The 14,604-nt window shown below is 39.9% G+C and carries 13 protein-coding genes; 3 read left to right on the forward strand and 10 right to left on the reverse strand.

Annotated elements, in window-relative coordinates; translation table 11 throughout:
- Positions 1-4: 4 nt before the first annotated feature.
- Positions 5-856 carry a DUF4348 domain-containing protein gene (locus tag EII32_RS04135; protein WP_125234183.1) on the reverse strand — a complete coding sequence of 284 codons (852 nt, stop codon included), beginning with the start codon at positions 854-856 and terminating at the stop codon, positions 5-7.
- 254 nt (positions 857-1,110) lie between these two features.
- Here EII32_RS04135 and EII32_RS04140 point away from each other — a divergent pair, with 254 nt between their 5' ends.
- Complete coding sequence (locus EII32_RS04140) at positions 1,111-2,064, forward strand: glycosyltransferase family 2 protein (protein WP_125234184.1); 954 nt, start codon at positions 1,111-1,113, stop codon at positions 2,062-2,064.
- A gap of 35 nt (positions 2,065-2,099) precedes the next feature.
- On the opposite strand, the gene dacB is transcribed toward EII32_RS04140, so the two are convergent.
- The 9 genes from dacB to ileS form a co-directional block, all read right to left on the reverse strand.
- The gene (dacB, locus tag EII32_RS04145; protein WP_125234185.1) at positions 2,100-3,314 is read right to left on the reverse strand and encodes a D-alanyl-D-alanine carboxypeptidase/D-alanyl-D-alanine-endopeptidase; all 1,215 of its coding nucleotides are present in this window, start codon (positions 3,312-3,314) and stop codon (positions 2,100-2,102) included.
- Positions 3,301-3,690, reverse strand: a complete 390-nt coding sequence (locus EII32_RS04150) for a PH domain-containing protein (RefSeq protein ID WP_125234186.1) — start codon at positions 3,688-3,690, stop codon at positions 3,301-3,303. The genes dacB and EII32_RS04150 overlap by 14 nt, the downstream gene beginning before the upstream one ends.
- 26 nt (positions 3,691-3,716) lie before the next feature.
- Entirely contained in the window at positions 3,717-4,754 is a 1,038-nt protein-coding gene (pheS, locus tag EII32_RS04155; RefSeq protein WP_125234187.1) for a phenylalanine--tRNA ligase subunit alpha, read from the reverse strand.
- Between the two features lie 166 nt (positions 4,755-4,920).
- On the reverse strand, positions 4,921-6,276 hold the full coding sequence (locus tag EII32_RS04160) for a DUF389 domain-containing protein (RefSeq protein WP_125234188.1): 1,356 nt from the start codon (positions 6,274-6,276) through the stop codon (positions 4,921-4,923).
- A 98-nt stretch (positions 6,277-6,374) separates the two neighbouring features.
- Complete coding sequence (locus tag EII32_RS04165) at positions 6,375-6,593, reverse strand: hypothetical protein (RefSeq protein ID WP_125234189.1); 219 nt, start codon at positions 6,591-6,593, stop codon at positions 6,375-6,377.
- A 7-nt stretch (positions 6,594-6,600) separates the two neighbouring features.
- On the reverse strand, positions 6,601-7,488 hold the full coding sequence (locus tag EII32_RS04170) for a DUF4296 domain-containing protein (protein WP_125234190.1): 888 nt from the start codon (positions 7,486-7,488) through the stop codon (positions 6,601-6,603).
- A complete protein-coding gene (locus EII32_RS04175) occupies positions 7,485-8,117 on the reverse strand; it encodes a lipoprotein signal peptidase (protein WP_125234191.1) in 633 nt (210 codons plus the stop codon). Before EII32_RS04175 ends, EII32_RS04170 begins: the two co-directional genes overlap by 4 nt.
- The gene (locus EII32_RS04180; RefSeq protein WP_125234192.1) at positions 8,118-8,498 is read right to left on the reverse strand and encodes a TraR/DksA family transcriptional regulator; all 381 of its coding nucleotides are present in this window, start codon (positions 8,496-8,498) and stop codon (positions 8,118-8,120) included.
- Positions 8,499-8,528: 30 nt separating this feature from the next.
- Entirely contained in the window at positions 8,529-12,113 is a 3,585-nt protein-coding gene (gene ileS / locus EII32_RS04185) for an isoleucine--tRNA ligase (RefSeq protein ID WP_125234193.1), read from the reverse strand.
- Positions 12,114-12,474: 361 nt separating this feature from the next.
- On the opposite strand from ileS, the gene EII32_RS04190 reads away from it, so the two are divergent.
- Entirely contained in the window at positions 12,475-13,962 is a 1,488-nt protein-coding gene (locus EII32_RS04190) for a glycoside hydrolase family 10 protein (protein WP_125234194.1), read from the forward strand.
- Positions 13,959-14,402, forward strand: a complete 444-nt coding sequence (locus tag EII32_RS04195; protein ID WP_125234195.1) for a hypothetical protein — start codon at positions 13,959-13,961, stop codon at positions 14,400-14,402. Before EII32_RS04190 ends, EII32_RS04195 begins: the two co-directional genes overlap by 4 nt.
- Positions 14,403-14,604 lie beyond the last annotated feature (202 nt).

Here is a 14,604-nt window from a genome sequence, read left to right on the forward strand (position 1 = left end):
TAACTTACTGCACTATTTTTGTCAGTTTCCATTTCCCGCCATTCTTTTTAAAAGTCATTTCCATTTCCTGTCCATTGGCAATACCTCGCATACAGAAAATTTTCTCGTTGCCTCCCCCATAGTTCTTTCCATACATTATATTATATATAAGCCCGCGCGGCATGTCTGTCGGTGCAAAGGCAAACCATGTCTCGGGTGCTATTTCTCCGGACATCGTGGCAAAATCATCATCAGGATCCGGTCCGGTAAATTTTACGGGGTTGTTTAGACTTGCTATTTGGAATGTAGTGTCATTTGCAAATTTGTTATAAAAATTAAGGAAAGATGCATTCCTGTTTTGTCCAATGCCTTGGTTTACGATACCTGTCAGCATCCATTTTCCTTTTATGCGGTCGAAAACGAACTGCTGCACACTTTTCTTTGACAGAAGTATCTTCTCCACCACAACATGACATATTGAGGTGTCCTTACCCAATAACATTTGGCGACGATTGTCACAAATCAGCGTATAGTATCCTTGCTGCATAAAGAAATGTTCAGTACGCCATTGGTTAGCCTGCAACATTGTAGTTTTGCTCCCCGTAGTTACAGGTAGCGGAAACACTATTCTATTGCGCTGCAACTTACTATTGCCTGCGAAATTGAACACGAAATCGTCAAAAAGTTCATCTGCCGTTTTCGGCATAGGTGCCTCCTCAATGATACTCTCAAGTGAGTCCAATGCAGAAGTATCACGTACGGAGGAGTCTCCGATGATACTATCTTGACCCACTTTCTTGTCCGTGCAACTCGTCATCTGCATCGTCATGATTGAGCAAAGCAAAGCTGCAATCACAAAAACAAATGCTTTTTTCATTTATTTCAAAAATAACTTACTTATAAATATAACCTACCAAAAGAAGCCATAATGCTTCATTACGTTTGCAAAGTTAGTGTAAATAGAAGACAATACAAAATAAATATCATTTATTTTTATTGTTGATATGCCACATAACTTACATCCACAAAAACATCAATAAATGCTGTTTAAATTCTTTAACTTGATAAAGTTGAAAGTTCTTAAAAAAAACAATAAGTTTGCAAACTATTAAATACGGATAAAAATATATTATGCTTAGCATCATAATACCTATATATAAAGTTGAAAAGACATTGGACAAATGCCTTCAGAGTGTTGCTTCACAAGGTATTGAAGACTGTGAAGTAATAATGGTAGATGACGGATCACCGGATAAATGTGGTAAGATATGCGACTTGTGGACGGCAAAGGACAACCGTTTCAAGGTCATTCACCAACAGAATGGTGGACTCAGTGCTGCGCGTAATGCCGGATTAGAAATGGCAGTCGGCGACATATTTACATTTGTTGACTCGGACGACTATCTTGCTCCGAATACATTATTGCCATTGGTAGTTCGTATGCAAGACGACAAATACATTGATATATTGGAATATAATGTGATTAAACTTGACAATTTAAATAAACAGAAACAGCTCTGTATTCCTGATGCCGAGTGGTATGATGTAACAGATTATTGGTTTCGCGGAAAGGCATACGCTCACACATATTCATGGAACAAGATTTACAGACGCAACATTTTTTCGGGTGTCCGCTTCCCAATAGGTAGAAATTTTGAGGATGTTCATATCCTCCCTTTACTCCTTAACAATGTGCGGGGTAAGGTTGTGACAACTTCTCATGGATATTACAACTATATAGAGAATCCGGAAGGCATTACACAAAATGCTAAGAAAGGGGATTATCAAAGTCTGTTGGATGCACACACAAAGTTTCTTGACAATAATATTAATGAAATGAAGAGACAGCCGATTGATTTTGTTGCCGAATATTATGCTCATGTTTTAAACATACAGATAACAGCTTTCTCACGTTACGGCTCCAAAGTAATGTTGCGCAGCATGAGTGATTACGTAGGAAAATGGTACATGGCGGGAGATTGTATAAATATTATCACAAAAGTAAAGATGACCATTGCAAAGATATTCGGAGTAAAAACAGTTTGTAAGTTTTTCCGTCTTGCAGAAATAATTATCGGCAAATAAACACGAAATTAAAATGTTGAAAAATATACAAACTACTACGGACGGCAAAGAGCCTCACAAAGGCGATCTTGAAAATTACGACCTGTCGAGGCTTTCATTACACCCATGTTTATTATCGAAAAACATATAAAATGACCATTTGGCGCATAAAGATAACCGGCAAGCGAACTTACTCCCGTAACTGTGCCGGTCTTCGCACGTACATTACCTTCTGCATCGGTTCCACGCATACGTTTCTTCAAAGTTCCGTCAACTCCGGCAACAGGCATAGAAAGATAGAGAGGAGCAAAGATATTCTTGTTCTCGAAAGCATATCTTAGGAAAGCCACTTCCTCGTGCGGAGAAACATAGTTATATAGCGACAAACCACTTCCGTCTGCCACATAATAGTCTGAAGGATTAAGACCAACTTTCCTTATTATATTATTATAATGAGTCTTTACTTCTTTTGCAGAACGACCTAACTGATAAAACATAGATTCAGCATAAGTGTTGTCGCTATTTTTCATCATGCGGTTTAGGATTTGATTTATTGGGCGTGTCAAAACATATAACTGTTTTGCTGATGAAGGAGTCCGTTGTTCGTCTGTATATCCGTTCAGCACCATCCCTCTCTGTCTTAATAATGATGTAAAACGCTGTATAAAATTATCTTTTTTATCTACCATAAGCGGTGTAAGTGTAGGGTTGTCATCATCCCAACACCATCCTTCACCCAACCGGTCACCGTCCTTAAAACTCAAGTCGGCATAGATATTGCCTTGAATTGTGTCTATTCCGACCTCCCTGACGGCAGACACGAAAGATTCCATGTCATCGCCGTTGAAAGCAGGGTCGAAACCACCAATGCAATATAGTGAACCGAGTAATGTCCTTCCATCTATTTCTCCTGTATAGCAAAGTTGAGTTTTATATTCATAATCTCCGCCAAGACGGTCGAGAGCGGTTACGGCAGTTAGCATCTTCTGCGTACTGGCAGGTCTCATTGTCTGTCGTTCGTTACAAGCATAAATCACTTTGTCATCAGTAAGGTCATAAATCTCAACACCAACGATCGATGTCTTTAATACATTGCTATTCATTATGTCTTCAATTCTGTAAAGGACATTATCCTCCCACAGAACATCCAACGTTATGCTGTCTTGACTGAAGATTGTCACAGAGTCATTGCCATTGCTGCCTTGTGCCACACAATTCAACGTTGCGACACACAAAAAAAACAACAGGCAAATCTTTTTAATCTTCATCATTACAGTTTTGTCTCAATTTTCTTAATATTTCATCTTCATTAACAGTGCATATTGTAACATGTTTCCTACCGGCATATTCAACCAATACATAATGGGTAAAAAGAGTTTTTACGCGCTCTACCCTTTCTATCTCAAGTAACTTTATTGCCTTCTTTCCACCGAATCGTCCTCGTTTTATTGTTATAATGCCATCAGAAATAACGTATATGGTATTCAACAGACGGTCAATGACCAAAACTTCAACAGCAATGAATATACAACCAACAATGACATTTGTTGTTGTTCTATCCCAAAAACACCACAATATGATTAGGGCGATAATAATCGCCCCTGCCACCTCTACGTATGAAATACGATGTTCGAAAGTCCTATTCATCAAGTGTTACCGGTTACTTGCGGTAATTAATAAGCCGCCTCAAACTCTCGCAAGAAACGCGTGTCGTTCTCCGAGAACATACGTAAATCGCTTACCTGATATTTAAGGTTGGTAATTCGTTCCACTCCGAGTCCGAAAGCATATCCACTATATATTTTGCTGTCTATTCCGCATTGTTCGAGTACGTTAGGATCAACCATTCCGCAACCAAGAATTTCCACCCAACCGGTATGTTTACAGAAACCACATCCCACACCACCACAGATATGGCAAGATATGTCCATTTCCGCACTTGGCTCCGTAAACGGGAAATAACTCGGACGAAGGCGTATCTTGGTATCGGCACCGAACATTTCGCGTGCAAACGATAATAAAACTTGTTTCAAGTCTGTAAAGGAAACCTCTTTGTCTATATAAAGTCCTTCAACCTGATGGAAGAAACAATGTGCGCGTGCCGTTATTGCCTCGTTGCGATAGACACGTCCGGGACATATTACTCTTATCGGTGGTTTTTGTGTCTCCATAACACGTGTTTGTACCGATGAAGTATGCGAGCGAAGTATTATGTTTTTCGTAACATCCTTGGTGTTTGTCTCTACAAAAAATGTATCCTGCATGTCGCGTGCGGGGTGCTCGGCAGCGAAATTCATTCTCGTGAACACATGCATATCGTCTTCTACCTCCGGACCATCTGCCAAAATAAATCCCATTCGTGAGAATATATCTATAATTTCGTTCTCAACTATCGTCAATGGGTGTCTTGTACCGAGTGGTATCGGATATGCGGAACGTGTCAAATCAATATTATCAGAATTATTGTCGTTTGTCACAATCTGCTCTCGCAGTGAGTTAATCTTTTCTACCGCCGTCTGCTTCAATTTGTTGATGTTCATTCCCACAGTCTTTTTTTCTTCTGCTGCCACATTGCGGAAATCAGACATCAGCGAATTTATCTCTCCTTTTTTACTGAGATATTTTATTCTTATAACTTCTAATTCTTCAGCGTTAGAAGCTTTCAGCGAGTTCACTTCTTGAAGAAGTTGTTCTATTTTTTCAAGTATCATTTCTTTTAAATAAACTTTATTCTGCCTGCAAAGTTAGTGCAAATAGAAGACAATACAAAATAAATAGATTTATTTTTATTGTTGATAGGCATCTTGATAACTTCACTAACAAAATATATAAAATTAATGCAAATAGAAGACTATGGGAGTAAAACGTGTTTATTTATCATTGAGATATGAACAACCTCAGGCTATCTGCCTCAATGCGTTCACCAATCCAGAGTTTCATCTTTTTCTGTTCAACATCGTTCATTCGCTTATCTTTTTTAAGTTCCACTATTACAGCGACATACTGCCTATGTGGTAAAGTATCAGTAGATACCGATAACATCTTTGCCAAACTGATGCTTTTAACAGATGGGTAAAGCACTTTTATCTCCCCTTTCATTTTACTACTAAGTTCTTCATAACGGCGATATTGCTGTAGCGAGTCGTATGTAGCAGCCTGCCTCGTAGTCTCTTCCATAAGCATCTGTTCATATTTTTCGTGCGTTTCTTTATTTTTTGCAAGTTTGTTCTCCAGCAGTTGTATATTTGCAGATGCTGCACCTTGTATAAGTTGCAAACGATAATCTTTCATTCCATAGAACTCAAGAAGTCTTTGGGCTTGTTGCTGCATACTATCAGCCACGACATTTCCTACCACAACCACTCTCAACCGCTTCTCGTCCCGATTGGCATCGTATGATATTATCTGTGATCCTTTCCAGTTCAATTCTTTGTCAACGAAACTTCTTACACGACTTTCAAATACCGTCTCTCCCAACATATTGTATGTCATTACCGCAGCAGGTATCAAAGTGGCTACCGTAAGTATTAATATTCTGTTATGAATAATATTCGACTTATGACTATCGAGTGATGCTATCGGTCTGAATTTTAAGAATTTCACACCGAGATAAGTGGCAATACATATAAAGACGGAATTTATGTAAAACAGATAGAATGCACCGATAAAATAACTAAAATTGAGAGTCGCAATACCGAAACCTGCAGTACACAACGGCGGCATCAGTGCAGTGGCAATGGCAACACCGGGTATAACATTGCCTTTTCCACCGGTTGCCTGTGCCACTATGCCTGCCGCACCTCCAAAGAGTGCAATAAGAACATCATAAAGCGTAGGAGAAGTACGTGCAAGAAGTTCCGATTGTGCCTCGCTGAGTGGTGATAATGCAAAATATATCGTTGCTGTAAGCACACTTATTCCCGTAGCCACAACAAGATTCTTGCCCGACCTTTTCAACAATACCATGTCGTTAATTCCTATGCCAAGTCCCAAACCCAGTATAGGCCCCATAAGTGGCGATATAAGCATTGCTCCTATGATAACCGCTGTTGAATTAACATTAAGTCCAAGCGATGCGATAAAAATTGCAAATACAAGTACCCACAAGTTTGCACCACGGAAAGACACGCCACTCTCAATGCGTTCTATCGTATCACGCTCGTCACTCTTGTCGGGCATCATGTTGAAGTATCTCTTTGCAATTTCCTTTGTCTTATTAATATCGAAATTCATTGTTATAAAGAGAATTATTTACTTTTAATATTAGGCAAGTATATAAACAGCCTCAAAGTCTGAAAAGACCAATTTATATAAACCTACCATTAATACTCTCATTTAATCTGTTTACCTTTCCAATAAGCTATAAGCCCTCCATCGGAATCTCTTATTATCTTTATTGTGCCACCTAACCATTCCGTAAATGGCAATTCTAAGGAGAACGTATAGTAATTCCGTACGTGACCTCCGGACAATTCTACCACAGCGTTATTGAGCAAGTATTCTCCGCATACATCAACTTCGTGGGCAGCAACTCTCCTAACGTCTTCCATATATCAACTAAAACTTTTCAAGTGCATATTTATCAAGTTGTACGGCAGTATCTTTCCTCTCCTCCGGCACTCCGTCAGCTGGCGGTATTCTATCATTGTGTGAATTCTTACCGGCACGGTCGTGGAAACGTATAAGGCGAATATTATGTATGGAAATAATTTTTAAAGTCGTGACATCTTGTTGCAAATCTCTCGTGTTCATATAAAAAAATCCTCTAATTTCCTTTATTCCGAGATGATGACTGTCTGTTACCTCTACTGTCTGGTGCATTGTGCCGGAGAAATGAACCATGTTAGATGCTACGCTGTCATTTTTGAACACAACTGCAAGCATGGCGACACCATCCTGTATCCCTGTCTGGAATATGAAATCGGAATCAAAATTCAATATCATACGGTCTCCTTTTTTATAAACACTATCGGCAACTATCGTGAACGAATAAGTGTTGTACGGCGGATGTGGCAACAATATTATAGAGTTTTCTCCCAACCAAACATTAGTGGTATCGGCATCAGACGTTATCGTGCCGTAACGATTTACATCTGCGGCCGAAGCACCTAATGCTATGGCTTTCTTGCCGAGACGTTCTGCAACTTCTTCGTAAATATCATGTAGGCGGTCGGCATGACGTGAGTAATAAACCATAGATGAATCGAACTGTGCCTGCGTTATATCATGCTTTTTAAATACTCCGAGCCGATACAATAACTTGTAATACTCCATATTATCGGTTGCAGAGGGATTAGCATTTGCCATGCCCTCGGCAATATGGAGGTCGAGCAATATCTCCTCCATTTCACCGGGCTGTATTATTTCACTCGGAACACTCGGCTTGCAAGCTGTGAAGAAATAGCAAACCGAGAAAAAAAGCAATATATCACGAAGCCTTTTCATACCTTTTTGCGTGAGAAACTTATCGAAGAAAGTTCCTTTCGGTAGAACAGCAGCAATATTGCCACACCGACACTTATGCTGGCATCTGCAAAATTGAACACCGGACTGAAAAATATGTATTCATCTCCACCCACGAAAGGAACCCATTCAGGCCATGTTGTCTCTATGAGAGGAAAATAGAACATATCCACAACTTTACCCATAAGGAACGGAGCATAACCATCGCCGAACGGCACAAAATAACTTACATAGGCCGGAGAAGAAGAATTGAATATCAGTCCGTAGAACATACAGTCAATCATGTTGCCCATGGCACCGGCAAGTACCATGGACAGACAAACGATATATCCCATACGTGCACCTTTCCTTATAACTTTTACAATATAATATCCGATAAAGGATATAGCCACTATACGGAACAGACTAAGTGCTAACTTATTGAAAAAAGTCATACCATATGCCATACCGTTGTTCTCAATAAAGTTTATCTTGAACCAACCAGTAATATCAATTACCTCGTGAAGTCGCATGTTGGTCTTGACCTCGATTTTAATAACCTGATCTATAACCAACACTGCAACAACCAAGATTGTTGCAATGATGGCAGCACGTTTGTTATCGTCACGCATTTATTTGTTCCTTGCTTCCTTAGACTGCACACTCAATGTTGCATGAGGCACAATACGCAGACGTTCTTTCGGGATCAATTCTCCGGTAATACGATCAATGCCGTAGGTCTTGTTCTCTATTCTGACAAGTGCCGCTTCGAGTGACACGATAAACTTCTGAAGACGACCTGCCTGTTGTATCAGTTCTTCCTTTGTCTGAGTGGCACTTCCCTCCTCAAGTACTTTATACGTCGGCGATGTGTCTTCAACACCATTGCCATCAGCATTCATCAGCGAGCGCATCATTTCATTATAGTCATGACGGGTTGTCGCCAATTTCTCATTTATTATGCCACGGAACTCCTCGAGTTCTTCGTCGCTGTAACGTGTTTTGTCTGCCATAGTCGTTAAGTGTTAATATGGTTAATAAATCTATATCTTATCTACTTTGATATTCAGCACAAAATCATCAAATTTGATCTCTGCACCGTTATTTTCGGCAACTATAATATTATCGGCAAGAACCTGTGAGGCAATATATTCTCCGAAATTTCTCACCGCAGCATCAATAATATCATTGGGTGCAAGTTTTACGTTGACACGATCAGTTATCTCAAAGCCACTGTCTTTCCTAATGTTTTGAATACGGTTAATCAGTTCTCGTGCCATGCCTTCTTGACGCAATGAGTCTGTTAGTTCTACATCAAGAGCCACAGTAAGATTACCTTCGTTACTGACAAGCCAGCCCGGTATGTCCTCACTCACAATCTCTACATCTGCAAGTTCTACCGTTACTTGTTCCCCATGTATGTTGAGAGTTATACTACCTTCGTTTTCAAGACGCATGATATCTTCCTGTCCAAGAACCGACATCTCTGCCGCAATACCTTTCATCAGTTTTCCAAACTTCTTCCCCATTGTTCTGAAGTTACACTTTACTTTCTTTACAAGGATTCCTTGACCTTCAACGAATTGCAATTCCTTCACATTTACTTCGCTCAAAACAAGGTCTTTCACAGACTCAATGCGTTGTAGTTGTTCTTCATCAATGGCAGGAATCATTATCTGCTGTAGCGGCTGTCGCACCTTTATATTTACTTTACGTCTAAGTGCAAGTACGATAGATGTGATTTTCTGCGCCATTCGCATTCGTTCCACGAGTTCCAAATCGGTATCTCCGATGGGAGTAGGGAATTTTGCGAGGTGTACGCTAACTGCACTTTCACGTCCCGTAACGCTCACAAGGTCTGTATAGAGACGATCTGCATAGAAAGGTGCGAAAGGTGCAAGCAGTTTCGCCACATTCTCAAGACAAGTATATAATGTCTGGTATGCTGCGATTTTATCCTTCGACATGCCTGTACCCCAAAAACGTTTTCTGTTCAAGCGAACATACCAGTTGCTCAGGTCGTCATTGACAAACTTATCTATCATTCGTCCTGCTTTCGTTGGCTCAAAATCGTTCATTGCCTCATCGACACCGATGATTAGTGAGTTTAGTTCGGATAGTATCCAACGGTCTATCTCATGACGTTCATTAACGGGTATATCCGGCTGCGAATAATCAAAACCATCTACATTTGCATAGCGGCAAAAGAAGGAATATGTGTTAAAGAGAGTACCGAAGAATTTGCGGTTCACTTCCTCCACTCCTTTCGGGTCGTATTTAAGATTATCCCACGGCTGTGTGTTTGTCATCATATAAAAACGTACGGCATCGGCTCCGTTCTTCTTTATCTCAGAGAATGGATTTACCACGTTGCCTATATGCTTAGACATTTTTATTCCTTTGGCGTCAAGTACAAGTCCCGTAGATATGACATTTTTGAATGCTACAGAATCGAATACCATAGTGGCTATGGCATGAAGCGTAAAGAACCAGCCACGTGTTTGGTCAACGCCTTCATTGATAAAATCGGCAGGAAACGCCAACCTCTCATCTATATATTCTTTATTCTCAAACGGATAATGAATCTGCGCATAAGGCATTGATCCCGAGTCGAACCATACGTCTATGAGATCTGTTTCACGGTGCAATGGTTTTCCTGTCTCGCTGACAAGTACAATATCGTCAACATAAGGACGATGCATATCTATCCTGTCATAGTTTTCCTTGGAGTAGTCGCACGGTACAAAGCCTTTATCTTTCATGGGATTACTCTTCATAATACCGGCTGCAACACTCTTTTCTATTTCATTGTATAATTCCTCAAGACTTCCTATACACATTTCCTCGCGCGAATCCTTGTTGCGCCATATAGGAAGCGGTGTACCCCAAAAACGTGAACGAGACAGATTCCAGTCATTCAAATTTTCAAGCCAGTTTCCGAAACGTCCGGTACCGGTCGATTCCGGTTTCCAATTTATTGTATTGTTTAGTTCCACCATGCGTTCTTTGCATGCCGTGGAGCGTATAAACCAAGAGTCGAGTGGATAATACAACACCGGCTTGTCTGTTCGCCAACAGTGTGGATAATTGTGTACATGTTTCTCTATTCTGAATGCTCCGCCCGCTTGTTTCATTTCAATACAAAGCATAATGTTCAGGTCTTCTACCTTTGCTGCAGCCTTCTCATCATATTTCCCATCAATATTGAACTCCGGTGCGTATGCATTTTTTACGAATTTTCCCTCGTATTTTGAATACATTTCCGACCTCAGACATTTTTTTGCAAACTCATCTGAAAGTTCTTCTTGCATGTAATATTTTCCTTGAAGGTCAACCATCGGACGTGTTTCGCCATCACGTGTAATCATAAACAGCGATGGTATGCCTGCCGCCTTTGCCACTTTTTGGTCATCAGCACCGAATGTCGGTGCGATATGTACAATACCCGTTCCATCCTCTGTGGTAACATAGTCACCGGGGATTACGCGAAATGCCTCCTCTTCCATCTCCACGAAATTGTCATTACCAACGGAGAAGATACTGATCTGACGTTTTTCCGCAGCCTCTTTAACAAATTCAGGAGAATTATCATCAAGTTTCTCAGACGGCTTTACCCACGGCATGAGTTGCTTGAATTTCATTCCCACGAGGTCAGAACCTTTATAATTACCAACTATTCGGAATGGTATCACCTTGTCTCCCGGTTTGTATGTTTCGAGTTCAAGGTATTCTCCGTCCGGATTAAGATAGGCATCTACACGTGCGGCTGCCATGATGGCAGATATTCTCTCACCGGTATATGGGTTGTATGTCTGTACGCACACATAATCAATCTTCGGTCCTACGCACAATGCAGTGTTTGACGGAAGAGTCCACGGTGTAGTTGTCCATGCTAGGAATACCGACTTGCCCCAACCTGTCATTTCCGGCCGTGGGTTTACAATTTCAAACTGTGCCGTAACAGTGGTATCCTTAACATCACGATAGCATCCCGGCTGATTAAGTTCGTGACTCGAAAGCCCCGTACCTGCAGCCGGAGAATATGGCTGTATTGTATATCCTTTATATAATAGTCCCTTGTCGTAGAGTTGTTTAAGCAACCACCACAATGTTTCTATATATTTGTTGTCGTATGTGATATAAGGATTGTCAAGATCTACCCAATACCCCATTTTTTCCGTAAGTTCACGCCATTCTGCAGTAAACTTCATAACGTTCTCACGACATTTGGCGTTATATTCAGCCACCGAAATATACTTTGCAGAAGCATGGTTGTCTATGTCAGCCTTCGTTATTCCGAGTTCTTTTTCCACTCCAAGTTCCACCGGAAGACCGTGAGTATCCCATCCCGCCTTGCGATGTACCTGAAAGCCCTTCATCGTCTTATATCTGTTGAATGTATCTTTTATGGCACGCGCAAGCACATGATGTATTCCCGGATGTCCGTTTGCAGAGGGTGGACCCTCGAAGAAAACGAACTGCGGACATCCCTCCCGTTCTTCTATTGAGCGGCGAAACATGTTCATGTTATTCCATTCCTCCAATATGTTTTCATTTGTCTTCAGCAGGTCAAGCCCTGCATGTTCGGCAAATTTTCTTGCGGCTGTTATCTTCTCTTTATTTTCCATATATCGTATGTTCTCTTATCAAAATATCATTTTATATTTTAAGAGGTGCAAAGATAAGCAGAATTATCGACACTGCCAAAATTTCCATTCAAATATTGTACACAACGCGCATGACACAACACTTTTACGACACGATAGCATAATTGACAGAAAACAATTCTGCAATTATAAAAAGCACATCCGGACATCAACACTTTTGGGAAAACCAAGTTTGGTCATAACTTTTTGAATCAACTTAAAATTTTTGTTCCTGAAAATTCAAAAACTAAGTGCAAAAGTTTAATTTTGAGTCAATATGTTTGAAATATTTGGAGATAATATATTTTTTTTGTACCTTTGAATTCAAATATTAATATTCATTATGAAAACATCTAAGTTTCAAATAGTTATATTCACATCACTAATAATTATCCTTACTTGTGGCAATGTGTATGCTCAGTCTAAAAGAGAATTCCGCGGTGCATGGGTGCAGTGCGTGAACGGGCAATTCACGGGACTTTCCACACATGCCATGCAATCCTCTTTGACACATCAACTTAACGAACTGCAAAAAGACGGTGTGAATGCCATAATATTCCAGGTGCGCCCGGAATGCGATGCACTATACGAGAGTTCGTTTGAGCCATGGAGTCGCTTTCTCACAGGAACACAAGGCGTTTCTCCATCACCATATTGGGATCCGTTGAAATGGATGGTTGAACAATGCCATAAGCGCGGAATGGAGATACACGCATGGATCAATCCGTACCGTGCAAAAACCAAAGGTACCAACAACCTTTCAAGAAACCATGTCGTAATACGTCATCCGGAGTGGGTGTTCGAATATGACGGTCAATTTATTTTAAACCCGGGAATACCGGAATGCAGAGAATATATCTGTAAAATCGTCAACGATATAGTTAAACGATATGATGTTGACGGACTTCACATAGACGATTATTTCTATCCATATCCCGTTGCAGGACAGAAAATAGATGATGAACGCCAATTTAAGCAAAACAACAACGGAATAAAGAATATCGGAGACTGGAGACGTTATAATGTTAATGTTTTCATAAAACAAATGCACGATTCCATAACCTCTGTCAAGCCATGGGTTAAGTTTGGAGTGTCACCTTTCGGCATATATCGTAACAAGAAAACATCTCCAATAGGCAGCGAAACAAATGGGTTACAGAATTACGATGATTTGTATGCAGATGTCCTTATGTGGGTAAATAACGGTTGGATTGACTATGTGGTGCCGCAACTTTATTGGGAAATCGGACATAAGGCAGCCGATTACGAAACTTTAATTAAATGGTGGAATACTCATATAACAAAGCGTCCTTTGTATATCGGAGAAGATATAGAACGTACCGTAAAAAAAGCAGATTTAAAAAATCCGAACATAAACCAAATGCCAGCCAAATTCAAATTGCACAGCGAAATGCGCAATGTGAAAGGAACGGTATTGTGGTATTCAAAGGCTGCCGTAGATAATGTAGGTAATTATGGTATTACACTTCGAAATCATTATTGGAAATTTCCTGCACTTCAGCCTTTAATGCCGTTTATTGATGGTAATGCTCCAAAGAAAGTAAGAAAGATGAAAGTAATTGACACTCCGGATGGTTCCGTACTTTTTTGGACTGCACCAAAAGGTAAAAGTTGGGAAGACAAAGCTGTTAAATATGTAGTTTACAAGTTTTCAAATGGAGAACGCATCAATATAGGCGATCCTTCAAAGATTGTTGCAATAACAACAAACAATTTTTATAACATAATTGAAACAGGCAGGGCAACATACGTTGTTACAGCATTAGACAGAGTCGGGAATGAAAGTAAAGGAAAAAAGAAAAAAATATGAATACAAACGAACAGACAATTCAAAAGATTGAACGCTTTCTTGGAAAAATAGTACAAAAGTTTCCTTGCGTTTCCGAACCGGGAATAATGACCGATTTACATATAAAAGTTGTTCAAGAAAGTGGAGAACTGCTTGCTTTCGATGACGATGACAACGAGATTACACGTTGTGTCGTTGATCAATGGATAGAAAACAAGGAAACAGATTTCTACTCAAACGTTGCAAAAATATTACGTGAAACCATAATCAACAATAAAAGCAAGATAGACAATCTCGGTATAATAAAGCCATACAACCTTGTCCTTGAAAATGACGAGAGAGAACATGTTTCAGAACTTTATGTAGCTGATGATGACACGGTAATCATTGGTGGCGATTTAATGCAGGGACTTGATAAGGAACTTGACGCTTTTCTCAACCATCTTCTTTCTGAAGAATAAACCAAAAGTTGATGTTCAGAATTAATTCCTTATGTAAAATTATTTTTAACACCAACTATCACATTGACTTATATATATGCGAGTTCGGGTTAAGAAAGTCTTTTTAAAAGTTGGTAATCTCGTTAGTTCTTTGTAATTTTATTGTTGTAAATCAGTTGTTTGCAAAACAACCAAGCGATGATTACCAAAGACAAAATTATAG

It is taken from the genome of Prevotella sp. OH937_COT-195 (assembly GCF_003932845.1).
Taxonomy (GTDB): domain Bacteria; phylum Bacteroidota; class Bacteroidia; order Bacteroidales; family Bacteroidaceae; genus Prevotella.

Coding starts and splice junctions, on each gene's coding strand:
- EII32_RS04135 (WP_125234183.1), bottom strand. CDS start 856: ATGAAAAAAGCATTTGTTTTTGTGATTGCAGCTTTGCTTTGCTCAATC.
- EII32_RS04140 (WP_125234184.1), top strand. CDS start 1,111: ATGCTTAGCATCATAATACCTATATATAAAGTTGAAAAGACATTGGAC.
- dacB (WP_125234185.1), bottom strand. CDS start 3,314: ATGATGAAGATTAAAAAGATTTGCCTGTTGTTTTTTTTGTGTGTCGCA.
- EII32_RS04150 (WP_125234186.1), bottom strand. CDS start 3,690: ATGAATAGGACTTTCGAACATCGTATTTCATACGTAGAGGTGGCAGGG.
- pheS (WP_125234187.1), bottom strand. CDS start 4,754: ATGATACTTGAAAAAATAGAACAACTTCTTCAAGAAGTGAACTCGCTG.
- EII32_RS04160 (WP_125234188.1), bottom strand. CDS start 6,276: ATGAATTTCGATATTAATAAGACAAAGGAAATTGCAAAGAGATACTTC.
- EII32_RS04165 (WP_125234189.1), bottom strand. CDS start 6,593: ATGGAAGACGTTAGGAGAGTTGCTGCCCACGAAGTTGATGTATGCGGA.
- EII32_RS04170 (WP_125234190.1), bottom strand. CDS start 7,488: ATGAAAAGGCTTCGTGATATATTGCTTTTTTTCTCGGTTTGCTATTTC.
- EII32_RS04175 (WP_125234191.1), bottom strand. CDS start 8,117: ATGCGTGACGATAACAAACGTGCTGCCATCATTGCAACAATCTTGGTT.
- EII32_RS04180 (WP_125234192.1), bottom strand. CDS start 8,498: ATGGCAGACAAAACACGTTACAGCGACGAAGAACTCGAGGAGTTCCGT.
- ileS (WP_125234193.1), bottom strand. CDS start 12,113: ATGGAAAATAAAGAGAAGATAACAGCCGCAAGAAAATTTGCCGAACAT.
- EII32_RS04190 (WP_125234194.1), top strand. CDS start 12,475: ATGAAAACATCTAAGTTTCAAATAGTTATATTCACATCACTAATAATT.
- EII32_RS04195 (WP_125234195.1), top strand. CDS start 13,959: ATGAATACAAACGAACAGACAATTCAAAAGATTGAACGCTTTCTTGGA.